This window comes from Arenimonas terrae, assembly GCF_006265115.1.
Taxonomy (GTDB): Bacteria; Pseudomonadota; Gammaproteobacteria; order Xanthomonadales; family Xanthomonadaceae; genus Arenimonas; species Arenimonas terrae.
This window is the reverse complement of sequence record NZ_SMDR01000001.1, coordinates 1,642,721-1,659,593: the sequence shown is the minus strand read 5'-3', so window position 1 is coordinate 1,659,593 and position 16,873 is coordinate 1,642,721. Positions and strand designations below refer to the sequence as shown.

Sequence of the window (16,873 nt, the reverse complement as noted above, 5' to 3'; positions counted from 1 at the left end):
CCGGACGTGGACCCGATCCATTCGGCCGCCCGCAAAAAAACCGGGTTTTTTTGCCGTTTTGGGCTTGGCGGCGGCGCGCTGTTGCCCTACATTCGCACTGCCGGAGGGTTTTCCAGGCACCCCAACAACCCAATCAAGCAACAACGGGAACAAAAAAACATGGCTACCAAGAAAGCTGCGAAGAAGAAGGCTGCCCCGAAGGCCGCTGCCAAGCCGGCCGCGCCGAAGCCGATCAAGGAAGCGCTCAGCAAGTCGGGCCTGGTCTCGCACATCGCCGAGTCCACCGGCGTCGCCGCCAAGGACGTCCGCGCCGTGATGGGCGCGCTCGAGGGCGCGGTGCACGGTTCGGTCAGCAAGAAGGGCGCGGGCAGCTTCACCCTGCCGGGCCTGCTGAAGATCACCGTCGTGAACGTTCCGGCCAAGCCGAAGCGCAAGGGCATCAACCCGTTCACCAAGGAAGAGCAGTGGTTCGCCGCCAAGCCGGCCACCGTCAAGGTGAAGGTGCGCCCGCTCAAGAAGCTCAAGGACGCCGCGGCCTGATCACCGCGCAGCGGCGGTGCGCCTGACGGCGCCCGCGGCGAAAAACACGGGGCGGGTCGCGCGAGCGGCCCGCCCCGTTCTTTTGTGGCTTCGCGGCGCCTCAGGGCTTGGCGTAGGTCACCAGCTCGCGGTCGCCTTCGCGGGTGACCGTGGTGCGGGTCTGCGGGCCGCGCGCCGGGTCCTGCTGGCGGGCCACGCCCAGGCGCAGGGTGTCGCGGATGACGATGCGGAACTGGACCACGCCGCTGCTGCTCAGCGCGCCCGAGCCCTGGACCAGGCTGGCGGTGCTGCTGCGATCGGCGGCCGCGTGGGCGGTGTCGGCGAAGGCGGTGCCTGCGAGCGCGAGCAGCAGCGCCAGGCCGAGACGGGCGGCGAGGTGGGGGCGGTTCGTGAGCGGGCGGTTCGCGTTCATGAGCCTTCTGCCTTCTTCCAGAGTCCTGCCGTGGGGGTACGGCGGATCGTTGGAGCGCAGTCTAGGCAGCTGTTTTTCAAGCGGTTGCGCGCTGCCTCACAGTTGCGTGCTGTGGGATTTCGCGCACGTTTTCGAGGCAAAAACGCGCGTGCTCACAGTATGTGCAACGACTGCTTCACAGTTTTCCGGCGATCTGTGCGCTGCCTCACGATGCGAAGCTGAGCGGCAGCTGCATGGAATCCAACGCCCGGCGCTCCGGGCATCGGCCACGCGCCGCGCGCGGGTGCGCAAACCGCGGTCCCGGCCGTATCGGTGGCCGTTGGCCAGGCCGGTGCGCGTTTTGCGCCGCGCTGAACGCTGAGTCCCGTCGCGGCGGTTGTGCGCGCCCGGTCTGGTCGGCTGCAATGGACGCCCCACCGGAAGGAGATCCCCCATGGAATACCGCTATCTCGGCCGCTCCGGCTTCCGCGTTCCCGTGCTCAGTTTCGGCACCGGCACCTTCGGCGGCGAAGGCGAGTTCTTCAAGGCCTGGGGCGCCACCGATGTCGCCGAGGCGCGGCGCCTGGTGGACGTCTGCCTCGAGGCCGGCGCCAACATGTTCGACAGCGCCGACATCTATTCGAAGGGCGCTTCGGAATCGATCCTCGGCGAAGCGCTCAAGGGCCGAGCGCGCGACCAGCTGATCATCTCCACCAAGGCCACCTTCCGCTTCGGCGAGGGCGAGAACGAGGTGGGCTCCTCGCGCTACCACCTGCTGCGTTCGGTGGACGCCTCGCTCAAGCGGCTCGGCACCGATTACATCGACCTGTTCCAGCTGCATGGTTACGACGCGCGCACGCCGGCCGAGGAAGTGCTGTCCACGCTCGACGGCCTGGTGCGCGCCGGCAAGATCCGCTACCTCGGCGTGTCCAACTTCAGCGGCTGGCACCTGATGAAGGGCCTGGCCCTGGCGGAACGCCACGGCTGGAGCCGCTACGTCGCCCACCAGGCCTATTACTCGCTGATCGGCCGCGACTACGAGTGGGAGCTGATGCCGCTGGGCCTGGAGCAGGGCGTTGGCGCCGTGGTCTGGAGCCCGCTGGGCTGGGGCCGCTTGACCGGCAAGATCCGCCGCGGCCAGCCGCTGCCGGCCGGCAGCCGTCTGAATTCCAAGGTCGCCGCCGACGGCGGCCCGCAGGTCGAGGACGAGTACCTCTACCGCGTCGTGGATGCGCTCGATGCCGTGGCCGCGGAAACCGGCCGGACCGTGCCCCAGGTCGCGCTCAACTGGGTGCTGCAGCGCCCGACGGTGAGCAGCGTGATCGTCGGTGCGCGCAACGAGGCGCAGCTTCGCCAGAACCTGGGCGCGGTGGGCTGGAACCTCACCGCGGAGCAGGTCGCGCGCCTGGACGCCGCCAGCGAGCGGCCCAAGCCCTATCCCTACTGGCACCAGGCGAGCTTCAAGTACCGCAATCCCACGCCGGTGTGAGCGGCGGCGGCGCGGCCGCCGCTCAGCGCGACAGCGCCGCCAGGATCTCCAGCGCCATGCGCCGCCGGCTCGGCGAGAAGTGCCGCAGGTAGCTCAGCGCCTGGCTTTCGTGCTCGTCGCGGGCGAAGTCGTCCAGGATCACCGGCGGCACCGGTTCGCTGCTGTTGCTGCGGGTCGGGCCGCGGCCGGTGGCCAGCCACTCGAAAGCGACGTCGGTTTCCATCGCGATGCGGATCAGGTGGTCCACGCTGGGGCGGGTGCCCGCCGGGTGTTCCCACTGGGTGACGGCGCTGCGTTTGACGCCGACACGAAGGGCGATTTCGGCCTGAGACAGGCCGGCCGTCGCCCGGGCCTTGCGGATACGGAGGGAAAGCGCACTCACGGAAGCTGCTCCTGGGAAACGGCGACGCCGGGGGGAGTCGTGCCGGATGCCCGCGGTGCTGCCAGTCCGGCCGGTGGATCCCCTGGCCTTTCACTGTCCGCGCCCGGAGGCGCCAGCGCCGCTTGCCTGTTGATCAACGGCCGGGAAAGCCGAGGCCGGTCACGCGGCCTTCCGGACCGGCCGGCGGACGCGCCGGTTCAGGCGGCCGGACGGTCCGCGGCGTACACCGCAAGCGGCTCGCCACCGAAGGCCTGCATGCGCTCAAGGCGCATGCCCAGCTTCTCCAGCACCCGCACCGAGCCGGCATTGGCCGGGGTGACGATGGCCAGCAGCCGGTCCAGGCCGGCCCGGGTGAAGGCGAAGTCCAGGGTCGCCGCGGCCGCTTCGAAGGCGTACCCCTGTCCGCGGAAGGCGGGCAGGTAGGCATACCCCAGGTCCGGGCCGGGCAGGGTGTCGCGGCTCACCAGCCCGCACATGCCGATCAGCGCGCCGTCCTCGCGGCGCTCCACCGCCCACAGTCCCCAACCGCGGCCGGCATAACTCGCCACCGGCCCGGTGGCGATGTAACGAAGCGCGTCCTCGTGGCTGTGCACGCCACGGTCGCCGATGTGGCGCAGGAAGTCGGGGTCGTTGAGCAGCTCGAAGATGAAACCGGCGTCGCCGTCGTGCAGCTCGCGCAGGCGCAGGCGGGGGGTTTCCAGGATCACCCGGCTCATCGGCACCGTTCCGTCGCTGCATCCATGCCGTGCCTCCGGAGTCAGGCGGGCAGCACGCCCGGCGTCGCCATTGCCGCGCCGTGCACGGTGACGCGGTCGCGACCCTCGCGCTTGGACCGGTACATGGCTTCGTCGGCGCGGGCGAGCAGGGCCTGGAAGTCGTAACTGGCGTCCGATGTGGCGGCGACGCCGAAGCTCGCGGTCACCCGGAACCGCGCGCCGGTGTTGGCGGTGTCGATGGCGGTGATGTTCTCGCGGCACTGCTGGGCCAGCTGGGTCCCGGCTTTCGCGTCGGCGCCGACCATCAGGAAGGCGAACTCCTCACCGCCCAGCCGCCCGAACAGGTCGTGCTTGCGGCCGACCCGACCGCAGGCCGCGCTGACCTGCTGCAGCACCCAGTCGCCCATCGCGTGGCCGTGCTGGTCGTTGATGGCCTTGAACTCGTCGAGGTCGAACATCACCAGCACCGCGTCCTCGCGGTTGCGGCGGCAGTAGTCAAGCGCCTGTTCGGCCTGGCGGCTGAAGTGCAGACGGTTGCTGATGCCGGTGAGCGCATCGGTTTCCGCCAGGCGCCGGAATGAGACCTGCATGCGCTTGATCTTCACCGCCCAGTAGGCGATCGAAGCCAGCAGCACGCAGAGCAGGGCCACCAGCAGCTGGGTGGCCTGCGTGCTCTTGGCGCTGACCTGCTGTTCGAGCTGCAGCACGCGGTTCTGGTTGTTGAGCAGTTCGATGGTCTGGTTCTTCTGCGCGGTCTCGTGCTTGATCGTGAGGTAGGCCTGCTCGCGGGCCTTGATCGAATCCAGGTAGGCCTTGTCGGCCTCGGCGTAGCGCCGGTAGTGGCCCAGCGCGGCGGCACTGTCGCCACGCGCGAGCGCGACCTCGTAGAGCACGCGGTGGGCGTTCACCAGCGGCAGCGAGAAGGCGATGTCATGGCTCTGGCGCACCGCCTGCTGGGCATAGGACTCGGCCTGCGCGTGCTGGCCCAGGGCCAGGTTCAGCTCCGCCAGAACGGACTGCGCGTCGCCGACCAGGCGCGGGTAGCGCGTGGATTCGATTTCCGGGAGCCGCGGCTCCAGCATCGCGATCGCGGCGCCGTGTTCCCCCTTCCGGGCCCACTGGCGCGCCAGCAGGGTGCGGCCGAGGTTGGCGACCAGGACCTCGCGCTGGGAATCGCACAGGTCCACCAGCGCACGGGTCTCGGCGTCGTTTCCGGCAAGTTCGCCCAGGTGCAGCATCGCCTCCAGCCGCTGCAGGCCGGCGAAGCAGCGGGTGCGCGGCACGGTGCTCGCCTCCAGCACGCGTTCGGCGTAGTGCCGGGCCAGTTCATGCTGTCCAAGCTGAGTGTAGAGCGAGGCCGCGGCGAACCAGGCGTGGCTGCGCAGCTCGGTGTCGGGGACGCGGTCGATCAGAAGCAGGGTCTGGTCGAGGTAGCGCAGGCCCTCGGGGAAATTGCGGGCGATGGCGTAGGAGTTGACGATCAGCGCTCCGGCGCGTAGCCGCAGGCGCGGGTCGTCCACCTCCTTCATCAGCTCGATGGCCGCTTCCGCGGCGAGGTCGAAACGGCCGGTGTAGCCGAGCTCGTAGGCCTTCAGGTAGCGCAGCTGCTGGCGCTGCGCCGGCGTTGCTTCCTGCACCCGGGCATTGAGCTCGCCCACCAGCGACTGGAAACGCTCCGGTTCGCTGCTGCGCAGCTCCTCGGCATTGTCGAGCAGGGACTGGTAGTCCTCCGCGGCGCCGGCTGGCGCCGCGGAGCACAGCAACGAACCCGCCAGCAGCAGGCTTGCGAGGAACGGGCGGAGTGCAATCACCCGGGGCCTCAGTGGCGACCGCGGCCGCCGATGGATTCCTTCTGCTCGTCGGGCGTGTCTTCCTGCGGGGTGTCGCCATCGTCGTTCTCGCGGGCCGGGGTGTCCTCGGCGGGGAACAGCGCGCAGACCATCGCCGGGCGGCCGCCCAGCAGGTCGTTCAGCGCGCCGGCATCCTTGGCGAGCAGCGCCTGGCGGGCATCGTCATCCAGCGGCAGCGCCCGAACGGCGGCGGCATAGTCGTCTCCGGACAGGCGGGCGAGGCGGGCATCCTGCCCGAGGGACTCAAGGAACGAGATCACGTTCGACATCGGTGTTTCCCCTAGTGGTGGTGGTGGAACGGTTCTGCGTGGAGCGGGTGCTTCGATCACTGGCTTCCAGCGCCGCCAGCCGGGCCAGCATGTCCTCGTTGGGCTGAAGGACGCGGCCGGGGGGCAGCACCACGGTCGTCTGCAGACGCAAACCGGACCGTGGCAGGTCACGCAGGGGCACCACCTCGATCCGCGCCGCCTGGATGGGCAGGGTCGCGGCCTCGTAGAGGGTGCACGGGTGGTCCAACGGGTAGTCCTCGGCCAGCAGGTCAACGAGCAGTTGCTGGTGGGCGGAGCTGGTGAGGAAGCGGCGGAAGCTGCGGTCGCCGGCGATGGCCGCCTGCCAAACCACCAGGTAGGCGCTGGGATCGATCCGGCGCCGGTAGAACATCAGCTGGCTGGCCTCGAAGTGCTGGCAGCCGACGGTGCCGGGGTCGATGCCCAGGTCGGCGTACAGGCAGTCCTCGGCCGAGATCCCCGGTTCCATCACGGCCTCGAACCCTTCGGCCCTGGCCTGTGCGATGGCGCGATGCGGAGCCTGTGCGAATACGCCCGGGTGGCCGTAGAACGCGCCGCAGACGCGGCGACCGGCGCGCACTTCGCAGAGCAGGGCCTCGACCATCTCGCGATAGGTGTCGTGGCGCGACTTGCCCTCGGCGTAAAGGGGCTGGAGGCTGCGCACGTCCGGGTGCATCTGCTGCAGCCAGAGTTCCACCACCGGGTCGGACACGGCCGCGAAGACCACGTCGGCGGTTTCGATATGGCTGCGCGCACGCGGGCTCAGGTGGGCGCCCAGGGTCATGCCGAGGCCGACGCAGGCAAGGCTTCCGGTGGTGTCCATATCCCCGGGGACGCGTGTGGCGGAAGGGCACTCAGGTTAGCGGATTCGCGGCTCCGCCGCTGCACCCGCCGGCGATCGGAGACGGGGCGGCCAGGGCCCAGTGGCGCTCACCGGGCGGCGCTGCCGCCGGCTCAAAACCCGCGTGGGCGAACAGCCGGTGGGCCGCCCGGTTGTCCAACCCGTGGCGCGCCGAGATCGACGACAGCGCCTGCTCGCGGAAGGCGTATGCGCACAGCGCGCGCACGGCCTCGCTCGCCAGGCCCCGGCCTTGCCAGGCCGGACGCAGCAGGATGCCCAGTTCAGCGCCAACCCCGGCATAGGCCAGGCCGGCAAGGCCAAAGGTTTCCGTCCCGTCGGGGGTCTGCAGCGTCCACCAGCGGCGGCGCGGCGGAACTTCCCGCTGCTGCCGGAGCGCCTCGGAAAAACTTCGCCGTGCCTCGGGTTCGGCCAGCGGCGGCCGCACGTGGCGCATCACCGTCACGTTGCCGTACAGCGCCACGTAGCTGTCGCCGTCTTCGCCGGCCAACGGTCGCAATTGCAATCGGGAGGTGACGAGCAGGTTCATGCCGCCGTCGCCAGCCTTACCTGGCCCTGGCCACTGCCGCCGCGCCGGTCGAATACGCTGTAGTGCCCGGCGAACAGCGGCAGCCCCAGGATCGCCTGGCGCGGGAAGTCGGGCAGCGGCGCCATCAGCAGGCACAAGGTCTGGCCATGGCGCAGCGCGTTACGCGGCCAGTAGTTGGATGCGGCGATGCGCAGTACGGCGTCGTGGCCGCCGGGCGCTTCCAGATGCAGGTGCAGGTCCGGCCAGTCGTGCGCGTACACCGCGTCGCAGGACAGGCCCTGGCCCGCGGCGAAGGCCTGCGCCGAGGCCGCCACCTGGTCGGGCAGACTCGGATCGTGGCGCGAGAAGGCCGCCATCATCGCCCGCCAGGTCGGGCCGTCGAACACCAGGAAACTGCTGCCGGTGTCGAGCAGGGCGTTGCTGTGCCAGCGCGCCGTTTCCGCCGCGTCCAATGGCGAAACCGGAATCGGATCTCCGCTGCCGACCCGCACCGCCCGCAGGTTGGCGTTGTAGTACAGATCGTGCACCACGCGCACATCCACGAACGGGCCGCGGTAGAGGTGCTGCTGCTCCGCGCCGCCGCCGAGCACCAGCACGCCGCGGTTGAGCGGATCGGCGGCCTGCGCCTGGCGCGGGCCCGCGTCGTCGGCGACATGCACGATCGCGCGCCCGACCGACAGCGCGAACCGGTCGCGGACCACGCCCTCCTGCTCGAGCGCGCTAAAGGCAGGCGTCAGCAGCGTGCGCGGCTGCTGCCGCAGCGTGTCGCCGAAGGCGTCCATGCCGAGCGCGTCGCCGACGGGGAAGGGCCAGGGCCAGGTCACGGCGGGCGACCCCTGGCGCGCCTGCAGCAGCGCACCGAGGTCGTAGGCCGGATCCAGCCCGCGGTACGCCAGCCCGAACAGGCCGTCGGCGCCGCGCAGGAAGGGGCTGTCGGTTTCGATCAGCGCGAACAGCGCATCGTCGATCGCCCGCGCGTGGTGGCCGTGGCCGAAGGCCAGACGCGAGCGCAGCACCGGCCCGGCCCAGGCGCCGCCGCCGTAGCGGATTTCCTGCGCCCAGGCGGTGGCGCGCAGGGCACGGTCGCGCGCCGGGTCGTAGGCCGGCGGCCGCACTGCCAGCGTGCTGCTGCCCGTGTCCAGGATCAGATGGGCGACGTTGCCTTCGCTGCCGAAGGCGGTCGCGACGGTGTAGGCGCCCTGGGCGTGGGCGAGGGTGGTGGCGAGTTCGATGGCGGCGGGCATGGTGCCAGCATAACCGCCGAAAAAAAAGGCGGAAGCCGGAAGGCTTCCGCCGTGCGCGCCCCCCAAGGCGCGTTCAATCGTCGCGCGAGACGCTACCGCGGGCCGAGGCCGAGGCGCCGACCGACGCGCCGCGGCGCGAGGCCCGGGCATCGGCGTCGGCATCCGCGTCGGCCGACGCGCGGGCGCCGGAGCGCGGGCTGCGCGGCTGGCGCGAACCCGGCTGCGGGCGCGGCGCCTCGGTGGCGTGCTCGTTCTCGTCCACGCGGCGCTCGTCCTGGCGCGCGTCGCCGCTGTCTTCGGCGTCCTCGCCGTCGTCGCGGCCCATGTCCACCAGCGGGATCTGCGCGGCCTGGGCGTGCGCGCGGCGCACCATGTCCATTTGGTCCGGCGGTTCGCCGGCGGCGCCGTCGGCCTGGCCGGATCCGCCGCGGCCTTCGCCCGAGAGCGCGCCGCTGGCTTCACCGATCAGCTCGCCGCTGCCCGAGCCGTTGCCCACATCACCGGCACCCGACAGCGCGCCGGTGGCTTCGCCCGCCAGCGAACCGGCGGCCTGAACGGCATCGCCGCCGCGGGAGGCTTCGCCAGCGATTGAGCCGGCGGCCTGGGCGGCGGCATCGAGCTGGGACACGGCGCCGCGCGCGCTGCCGCCGATCTCGCCGGCACCCGCCACGCCGTCGCGGCCGAGCGTTCCGTCGAGGCTGCCGCCGGCTTCGGCCGCGGCTTCCGCGGCCTTGCGCTGCAGGCGGGCTTCGCGCGCCAGGCGGCGCAGTTCGGCGCGTTCCTGGGCGGCCTCGCGGGTTTCGCGCAGGGTGCCGCGCGCATCCAGGCCGCCGAGGCCGCCGCGGCCGACGTCGCCGCCGAGCGTGCCGCTGACGGTGCCGCCGATGCGGCCGGTGGCGCCGCCGACCAGGGACTGCGACTGCGCCACCGGCGCGGCGGCGAGCAGGGCGGCGAAAATCGCGGAGGCGAGAAGTTTGCTGTTCATGACGGACTCCTTGGCGTCGCCGCGGGGAAATCCGCGGCTTCAAGGATGTCTACGAACCGGTGGCGGGGTTTCTTCCCGCGGGCGGGAATTTTTTCAGTCTTCGTTCATCGGCGCGGACCAGCGCGCGCGCTGCTCGCCGCCGAGCAGGCCGCGGCCGTAGCGCGCATCGTCGCCGCGCGGGCCGGCGTCGCGCGCCTGCGCGGCGAGCGCCGACTGCACGCGCAGCGCGGCGCCGGGGCTGGGCTGCGGCGCCTGCGCGCCCGCCAGCCGCGCCACCAGGGGCGCCGCGAACGACGTGCCGCGCACGTCCCACCAGCCGCCGCCGTCGCCGGCGGCCGACAGGCCGGCGCCGGGTGCGGCGAAATCCACCTGCTCGCCGCGTCCGGCTTCGGGCAGCACGCGGTCGCGCGCGTCCACCGCGGTGACGCCGATCACGCCGGGATAGGCGGCCGGATACAGCGGCGGCGCCGCCGGTCCGTCGTTGCCCACCGCCGCCACCAGCACGTGGCCGCGCGCCAGCATCGCCTGCACGCCGCGTTCGAGCAGCTGGTTCGGCGGGCCGACGAGGCTGAGGTTCACCACCGCGACCTTCTCCTGCGCGAGCCAGGCGAAGGCTTCGGCGAGCCCGGTCACGGCGCCGCCGGTCGGGCGGCCGCAGTAGATGTCGGCCGCGTAGAGGCGGTGCCGCGCCGGCGCCGCGCGCACGCGGCTGCCGACCAGCAGCGAGGCGACGGCGGTGCCGTGGCGGTGCGGTTTCGCTGCACCGCCGCAGCCCCAGGTGTCGACCCGCACGCCGGCCAGCGCCGGATGTGCGGCGTCCACCCCGGTGTCCACCAGGCCCACGCGCAGCGCGGTGCGCTCGGCCGATGCGGGCATCGGTGCCGGCACGCCGGCGGCCGTTCCCGATCCCAGGTAAAGGTGGTTGAAGTCGTAGCTGCCCGACGGATCGAGCCGGCGCAGCGCCTTGAGCGCGGCGCGGCTGCGCTGGCCCTCGCGCGCCTGCAGCACCACGATGCGCAGGCCCAGGCCTTCGAGGCGACGTTCGTCGCGCACGCGGAAACCGGCGTCGCGGGCGCGCTGCAGCGCCTCGGGCGTGGGGTCGATCGCGACCACTTCGCCGCGCACCACCGGCGCGCCGCGCGGGTCGGTGTCCAGGAATTTCCGGTGCTCGCGCAGCAGCTGGCGGACCTGCAGCTGCCGCAGTCCCGCCAGGTCGCGCGTGCTGCGGTCCAGCGGCTCGACCACGTCGCCGCGCAGGTCCACCGGCAGCGCGGGCAGCGGGGCCGGCAGGCCGAGCGCCAGCGCCGCCGGCGGGGCGAGCAGCAGCGGCAGCAGCAGGGAAAGGATCCGGGTCATGCCAATACCCTACGCGCGGAGAGGGCCGTTTCATCCGGGCTCCGCGCCGGCCGGTGCTAGCATCCGGCCAGCCCGGCGCCGCGGCGGTGCGGGCGGGAAGAAAATGCCCTCCCCGGACGTAATCGGACATGAAGGCAATGGAACCGGCCATGGACCTGCGTGAGGGACTGTGCGCGCTGCTGCCGCGGCTGCGGCGCTTCGCGCGGACCCTGGCGCGGGACCCCGCGGATGCCGATGACCTGGTGCAGGTGGCGCTGGAACGCGCCCTGGCCCGGGCGGCGCAGTGGCGGCCGGAGCAGGGCCTGGACGCCTGGGTGTTCGGCATCGTCCGCAACGCCTGGATCGACGAGGTGCGGGCCCGCCGGCGCGGCGGGCGGCTGTTCGCACCGGAGGAACAGGGCGCCACGGTCGGGGACGGTTCGGCCGAGGCGCGGGAGGTGGCGATGTCGGTGCACAGCGCGATGATGGGATTGCCGGAAGAACAGCGCGAGGCGATCGCCCTGGTGCTGGTGGAAGGCCTGTCCTACAAGGAAGCCGCGGCGGTCCTGGATATCCCGATCGGCACGCTGACCAGCCGCCTGGCGCGCGGCCGCGAGGCGCTGCAGGCGCGGCTGGGCGGTACGGACGGAGTAGGCGCATGAGGATCACCGACGAACAGCTGATGGCCTATGCCGACGGCGAGCTCGACGCCGCGGCCGTCGTCGAGGTCGAAGTCGCGATCGCCGCCGACCCGGCCCTGGCCGAAGCGGTGGCGCGCCACCGCGCACTGCGCCGGCAGCTGCGCGACGCCTTCGCGCCGGCGCTGGACGAGCCCGTGCCCGAACACCTGCTGGCGCGGGTGCGCGCGCCCGCCGCGCCGGCGGCAGCGGTCGTGCCGCTGCGGCCGCGACGCCGCTGGGCGCTGCCGGAATGGGCGGGCCTGGCGGCCGCGCTGGCGCTGGGCGTGGCGCTGTCGCAGGCCTTCCTGCAGCCGGGCGAGGCCGACCTGCGCACCGTCGCGGGCGGCGCACTGCGCGCCGACGGCGCGCTCGCCCAGGCCCTGGACCACCAGCTGGCCGCGGACAACCGCGCCGACGCCCGCATCGCCATCGGCCTGAGTTTCCGCGACGGCAGCGGCGCCTATTGCCGCAGCTTCGTGCTGCGCCAGGCGCGGCCGCTGGCCGGCCTGGCCTGCCGCGGCGACGACGGCTGGCACGTGCCGGTCACCAGCGAAGCGGCCGCCGAAAACGGCGAACTGCGCCCCGCCGCCGCGGCCCTGCCGCCGGCCGTGCTGCTGGCGGTGGAAACGCGCCTGGCCGGCGACACCCTCGACGCCGACGCCGAACGCCGCGCCCGCGACGCCGGCTGGCGCTGAGGCCCCGGCCCGCTCAGTCGGCGGTCGGCGCGGGCGCGCGCTCCAGCGGCATGCGCGGTTCGAACCAGCGGGTCAGCCGGTACGCGGCCGGCGGATCGAAGTGGCTCAGGCTCACCAGCACCCAGCCCGATTCCGGGAACACCCGGAAGTCGGCGTTCATGCCGTCCGCATCGCCGCCGTGGCCGAATCGCCGCAGTGGCCCTTCGCCAACGGTGATGAAGCCGAAGCCATACCAGTTTTCGGCCATCTGCGGCGTAGTGGCCTGGCGGAACATCTCCGGCGACAGCAGCTTTCCGTCCGCCAGCGCCTGCGCGAACTTCAGCAGGTCGCCCACCGTGGTGTAGCCGCCGCCGGCAGCCATGCCGCGCCAGGGCAGAGTGTCGGCGGCGTCCACCCACGCATCGCCTTCGCGGCGGTAGGCAAGCGCGCGGCCCTCGACGCGGGCCGATTCCGGTTCGGCGCCGGTGCGGGTCATGCCCGCGGGGGCGAACACCTTCTCCTCGAGCAGCGTGTAGTAGTCCTTGCCGCTGGCGTTTTCCAGGATCGCGCCCAGCAGCACGTAGCCATAGTTCGAGTAGTCCACCTTCGTGCCGGGCGCGAACGCGACGCCGCGCGCACCGTGGTGCTCCAGATAGTCGGCATGGGTGCGCAGCGCGCGCCGGTTGGCGGCGAACTCCGGACCGAAGATGTCGATGCCGCCGGTGCCGCCCGTGTGGGTCAGCAGCTGCCGCAGCGTGACCCGCGCCACGTCGCGGTTCGGGTAGCCCTGGAGGTAGTCGTCCACGGTGCCGTCGAGCGAGAGGGTTCCGGCCTCCACCAGCTGCAGCACCGCCACCGCGGTGAACATCTTGCCGGCGGAGCCGAAGCGGAAACGCGTGTCGAGCGTATTGGCCGTCTTCGCACGGCGGTCGGCCAGGCCGTGCGCCGCCTGGCCCAGGATCCGGCCGTCGCGGGCGACCAGCCAGGCGCCGGAAAACCGGTCGGCCTCGGCCAGCTCGCGGGCACGCTGCGCCAGCCCGGCGACGGCGGCGGCCTCGTCCAGCCGTCCGATGTCGAGGCCTTCCGGAGCCACCCCCAGCAGTCGGCCGTCAGGGTCGCCGGCGACGGTGGCCACCAGGCGAACGGGCGCCATCTGTCCGTCGCGTTCCTGCGCGCGCACGACCAGCCGGTGCGGCTGGCTGGATTCGACCGCGAGCAGGGTGAAGCCTCCGGTGAACTCGCGATAGCCGAGGGTGTCGTCGACCGGCTCGGGCGTCGCAAATGCCTGCTGCAGGGTTTCCAGACGGGCCCGGTCGGCGGCGTTGAACGCCTGCAGCCAGGCGTCGAAGGCGCGGCCGGCGGGCGTGTCGGGCAGGACCACCGTGGCCCGGACGGGCGCGGCGAGGGCAAGCAGCCACAGCGGAAGCAACAGGATGCGCAGCATGGTCGGCGGCCGACGGGGAAAGTCCACACGCTACCTGTCGGCAAGCGCGAAAGCGACGCCCCGGCACCGTGCCGGCGGCTGGCCGCCCGGCGCCCGATTGCGCGGCGCGGGCTTTGGCGTCAGTGTGGGCGCGGACCTCCGCCAGCCCATCGCCATGTACCGCGAAGACGACATCCTCGCCCGCCTCGAAACCCTCAACGCCATCGGCGTCGCGCTGTCGAGCGAACGCGACCTGCCTACCCTGCTCGAACGCATCCTCGAGGCCGCGCGCGAGTTCGCCGACGCCGACGGCGGCACGCTCTACCGCGTGGACGGCGACAAGCTGGTGTTCGAGGTGCTGCGCAACCACACGCTGGGTTTCGTGATGGGCGGCCGCCAGGGCCAGCCGATCGCCTTCCCGCCGCTGCCGCTTTACTGCGCCGATGGCCAGGGCAACCACGGCATGGTGGTGGCGCATGCGGCGCTGACCGGACGCACCGTCAACATCGCCGACGCCTATGCGGCCGAAGGTTTCGACTTCAGCGGCACCCGCGCCTTCGATGCCCGCACCGGCTACCGCTCGCAGTCCTTCCTCACCGTGCCGATGAAGGACCACGAGGGCCGCGTCATCGGCGTATTGCAGCTGATCAACGCCAAGGGCCCCGACGGCGCCACCCGCGCCTTCACCGACGCCGACCAGCACCTGGTGGAATCGCTGGCTTCGCAGGCGGCGATCGCGCTCAACAACCGCCGCCTGGTCGAGCAGCTGGAGAACCTGTTCGAGGCCCTGATCAAGCTGATCAACACCGCCATCGACGAAAAGTCGCCCTATACCGGCGGCCACTGCGAACGCGTGCCGGCCCTGACCAACCTGCTGGCCGATGCGGTCGCGCGCACCACGACCGGGCCGCTGGCCGAGTTCACGATGGACGATGCCGACCGCTACGAACTCAAGATCGCCGGCCTGCTGCACGACTGCGGCAAGATCACCACGCCGGTGCACGTGGTGGACAAGGCCACCAAGCTGCAGACCCTGTTCGACCGCATCGAGCTGGTGGACACGCGCTTCGAGGTGCTCAGGCGCGACGCAGAGATCGCCCACCTGCGCGGCGAACTCGATGCCGGCGCCTACGCCGCCCGCCTGGCCCAGCTCGAGGCCGACCGCGCCGCCGTGCGCGCCGCCAATACCGGCGGCGAGTTCATGGACGATGGCAAGGTCGAGCAGATCCGCCGCATCGCCGCCTATCGCTGGCGCGGCTCCGACGGCAGCGACCAGCCCTTCCTGAGCGCCGACGAGGTCGAGAACCTGACGATCCGCCGCGGCACGCTCAACAACGCCGAGCGCGAGATCATCAACCACCACATCACCATGACCATCCGCCTGCTCGAGGCGCTGCCCTGGCCGGCGCACCTGGTGAACGTGCCCGAATACGCCGGCGGCCACCACGAGCGCATGGACGGCAAGGGTTACCCGCGCGGCCTGACCCGCGAGCAGATGAGCGTGCAGGCGCGGGTGATGGGCATCGCCGACATCTTCGAGGCGCTGACCGCCAGCGACCGGCCCTACAAGCCGGGCAAGACCCTGAGCGAATCGCTGACCATCCTGGGCCGCATGAAGCTCGACCACCACGTCGACCCGGACCTGTTCGACGTGTTCCTGCGCGAACGCGTGTACCTGGACTACGCGCGCCGGTTCCTGCCGGCGACGCAGATCGACCGCATCGACTGGAGCCGCATCCCGGGCGTGTCGCCCGAACTGGCGGCCGAGCTGGCGGCAGGGGAGCCCGGCCTGGCCTGAGACGGGGCCGGCCGCCGTTGCTGAGGGAACCATCAAGGGGAGTTGATCCATGGGCAACCGGCATCCGCACTACCTGTTCGCGCTGTGCGCGGCCTGCCTGGCCGCGCCGGCGGTCGGCCAGGCCCAGGTCCAGACCACGACCGAATCCTTCGGTTACATGGAGACCTACGACTACGCCTACGACGGACGGCGCAACGACAGCTACCAGACCAACGTCATCGGCATCATCGACGGCCAGGCGGTCGTGTTCGACCTGACCTTCAACCGCGCCTTCGAGGATCCGGACGTGGTGAACGGCCTCGCCGGCCACATCGCCACCCGCGGCGTGAACGTCGGCGGTGCGCCCGGCGTGCTGACCTGGGGCGATGCGCAGCTGGTGGATGCCTACGAGGAGTTCCTCGACAGTTTCACCGAGACCAGCTACAGCACGGTCACCAGCAGCGTCGTCACCACCCAGCTGACCTCCGGCGACGCGCCCAACAACATCGCCTTCGTCGGCAACCGAGGCTACTGCTATTCCTTCGGCGTGTCCGGCGAGACCAACTTCGGCGGCCTCGACGGCTACTTCGCCGACTGCGACACCTCCGAGGAGTTCGAAGTCGCGGCGGGAACGGTGAACACCAACACCCATACGACGACCGTCGTGACGACCCTGGAGACCAGCTTCACCAACGAGGATTACCTCAACTACGGTTTCTACCAGTACACCGGCACCGTCACCCTCATCGGCGCGGTGCACACCGCCGTGCAGTCGGGCGCGTTCGAGGCCGGCACCGGCTTCCGGTCGCGCCTGCTGGGCGAAGGCGGGCCGCGCGGCGGCATCCGCGCCGCGCAGGCCGCGCGTGCCGGGGGCGGCGGGTCGCCGGTGCGGTTCTGGTTCGGCGGCCATGGCGGCGAGAGCGAAACGCCCGTGCGCGGCGCCGTCGCCGGCAGCCGGCGCAGCCGCTCGGGCCTGTCGGGCGGCGTGGTGTTCGCCCCGGCGGAAGGATTTGCCCTGGGCCTGGCGCTCGATCGCACCGAGTCGGATATTGATGCCGTCGGCGCCGTCGAAGCCGCCGATTTCGAGCTGACCCAGTACGGGCTGACGGCGGCCTGGGAAGGCGAGGCCTGGTTCGTGTCGTCGGCGGCGATGCAGGGGCGCGGACGGGTGGACGCCGTGCACGGCAACCTGGCACTGGGCGGCGTATCCACGGCGGACTACAGCCTGGACGTGCAGCAGCTGGCGGCGGAAGCCGGCTACCGTTTCCGCTTCGGCCGCTTCCACGTCGCGCCCCTGCTGGGCGCGGACTGGCAGCGGGTGCGCACCGGCGGTTTCGCCGAGCAGGGCGGCGTGGCCCTGGCGGCCGACGGCCACGGCGTGCGCCGCAGCAATGCCTGGGCCGGACTGGATGCAGGCCACGAATGGCGTTTCGGCGGTGAAGCCTACCTGCAGCTCGGCGGCCGTCTGACCTATACGCACGAACTGTCCGGCGATGCGCGCGCGCTGCCGGTGACCCTGGTCGGCGCGCCCGGCGATCCGCTGCGCATCACCGGCGCGACGGACGAGGACAGCCACGTCGCGCTGGCGCTCGAGGCGGTATGGGGCATCAGCCGCGAGGCGGCGATCTACGTCTCCGCCCAGGCCGAGCGCCACGACGGCAAGGACTTCCACCACGTCATGGCCGGCATGCGCATCGGCTGGTGACGCGGTG

The 16,873-nt window shown here is 71.9% G+C and carries 17 protein-coding genes; 6 read left to right on the top strand and 11 right to left on the bottom strand.

Features of this window, described 5'->3' with window-relative positions; translation table 11 throughout:
- Positions 1-159: 159 nt before the first annotated feature.
- Positions 160-540, top strand: a complete 381-nt coding sequence (locus E1B00_RS07905; RefSeq protein ID WP_139447322.1) for an HU family DNA-binding protein — start codon at positions 160-162, stop codon at positions 538-540.
- A 100-nt stretch (positions 541-640) separates the two neighbouring features.
- Here the strand turns inward: E1B00_RS07905 and E1B00_RS07900 are convergent, their stop codons facing one another.
- Positions 641-952 carry a hypothetical protein gene (locus tag E1B00_RS07900; RefSeq protein WP_139447320.1) on the bottom strand — a complete coding sequence of 104 codons (312 nt, stop codon included), beginning with the start codon at positions 950-952 and terminating at the stop codon, positions 641-643.
- 433 nt (positions 953-1,385) lie between these two features.
- Here E1B00_RS07900 and E1B00_RS07895 point away from each other — a divergent pair, with 433 nt between their 5' ends.
- Entirely contained in the window at positions 1,386-2,420 is a 1,035-nt protein-coding gene (locus tag E1B00_RS07895) for an aldo/keto reductase (protein ID WP_139447318.1), read from the top strand.
- A gap of 22 nt (positions 2,421-2,442) precedes the next feature.
- Here E1B00_RS07895 and E1B00_RS07890 read toward each other — a convergent pair whose 3' ends face one another.
- From E1B00_RS07890 to E1B00_RS07850, 9 genes are all read right to left on the bottom strand, one after another.
- On the bottom strand, positions 2,443-2,802 hold the full coding sequence (locus tag E1B00_RS07890) for a helix-turn-helix domain-containing protein (protein ID WP_139447316.1): 360 nt from the start codon (positions 2,800-2,802) through the stop codon (positions 2,443-2,445).
- Between the two features lie 197 nt (positions 2,803-2,999).
- Positions 3,000-3,518, bottom strand: coding sequence for a GNAT family N-acetyltransferase (locus tag E1B00_RS07885; protein ID WP_139447313.1), 519 nt, complete (start codon positions 3,516-3,518; stop codon positions 3,000-3,002).
- 41 nt (positions 3,519-3,559) lie between these two features.
- Positions 3,560-5,329, bottom strand: coding sequence for a diguanylate cyclase (locus tag E1B00_RS07880; RefSeq protein ID WP_139447311.1), 1,770 nt, complete (start codon positions 5,327-5,329; stop codon positions 3,560-3,562).
- 8 nt (positions 5,330-5,337) lie between these two features.
- Positions 5,338-5,637, bottom strand: coding sequence for a hypothetical protein (locus E1B00_RS07875; protein WP_139447309.1), 300 nt, complete (start codon positions 5,635-5,637; stop codon positions 5,338-5,340).
- A complete protein-coding gene (locus tag E1B00_RS07870; protein WP_139447308.1) occupies positions 5,612-6,478 on the bottom strand; it encodes an SAM-dependent methyltransferase in 867 nt (288 codons plus the stop codon). Before E1B00_RS07870 ends, E1B00_RS07875 begins: the two co-directional genes overlap by 26 nt.
- A 31-nt stretch (positions 6,479-6,509) precedes the next feature.
- Entirely contained in the window at positions 6,510-7,043 is a 534-nt protein-coding gene (locus E1B00_RS07865) for a GNAT family N-acetyltransferase (protein ID WP_139447306.1), read from the bottom strand.
- The gene (locus E1B00_RS07860; RefSeq protein ID WP_139447304.1) at positions 7,040-8,287 is read right to left on the bottom strand and encodes a pepsin-like aspartic protease; all 1,248 of its coding nucleotides are present in this window, start codon (positions 8,285-8,287) and stop codon (positions 7,040-7,042) included. Before E1B00_RS07860 ends, E1B00_RS07865 begins: the two co-directional genes overlap by 4 nt.
- Positions 8,288-8,360: 73 nt before the next feature.
- Positions 8,361-9,272: a hypothetical protein gene (locus tag E1B00_RS07855; protein ID WP_139447302.1), complete on the bottom strand. Its 912-nt coding sequence runs from the start codon at positions 9,270-9,272 to the stop codon at positions 8,361-8,363.
- Between the two features lie 93 nt (positions 9,273-9,365).
- On the bottom strand, positions 9,366-10,628 hold the full coding sequence (locus E1B00_RS07850) for a S8 family serine peptidase (protein ID WP_246048520.1): 1,263 nt from the start codon (positions 10,626-10,628) through the stop codon (positions 9,366-9,368).
- Positions 10,629-10,777: 149 nt separating this feature from the next.
- Between E1B00_RS07850 and E1B00_RS07845 the strand changes: the two genes are divergently transcribed.
- Together E1B00_RS07845 and E1B00_RS07840 are read left to right on the top strand one after the other, a co-directional pair.
- Positions 10,778-11,269 (top strand): sigma-70 family RNA polymerase sigma factor, encoded by a 492-nt coding sequence (locus E1B00_RS07845; RefSeq protein ID WP_425456455.1) that lies wholly within the window; start codon positions 10,778-10,780, stop codon positions 11,267-11,269.
- The gene (locus tag E1B00_RS07840; RefSeq protein ID WP_139447298.1) at positions 11,266-11,982 is read left to right on the top strand and encodes an anti-sigma factor; all 717 of its coding nucleotides are present in this window, start codon (positions 11,266-11,268) and stop codon (positions 11,980-11,982) included. The genes E1B00_RS07845 and E1B00_RS07840 overlap by 4 nt, the downstream gene beginning before the upstream one ends.
- Before the next feature lie 13 nt (positions 11,983-11,995).
- Here the strand turns inward: E1B00_RS07840 and E1B00_RS07835 are convergent, their stop codons facing one another.
- On the bottom strand, positions 11,996-13,405 hold the full coding sequence (locus E1B00_RS07835; protein WP_139447296.1) for a serine hydrolase domain-containing protein: 1,410 nt from the start codon (positions 13,403-13,405) through the stop codon (positions 11,996-11,998).
- 124 nt (positions 13,406-13,529) lie between these two features.
- Here E1B00_RS07835 and E1B00_RS07830 point away from each other — a divergent pair, with 124 nt between their 5' ends.
- Together E1B00_RS07830 and E1B00_RS07825 are read left to right on the top strand one after the other, a co-directional pair.
- Complete coding sequence (locus E1B00_RS07830; protein ID WP_220396240.1) at positions 13,530-15,182, top strand: HD family phosphohydrolase; 1,653 nt, start codon at positions 13,530-13,532, stop codon at positions 15,180-15,182.
- A gap of 49 nt (positions 15,183-15,231) precedes the next feature.
- Positions 15,232-16,866: an autotransporter outer membrane beta-barrel domain-containing protein gene (locus E1B00_RS07825; protein ID WP_139447292.1), complete on the top strand. Its 1,635-nt coding sequence runs from the start codon at positions 15,232-15,234 to the stop codon at positions 16,864-16,866.
- The last annotated feature ends 7 nt before the right edge of the window (positions 16,867-16,873 follow it).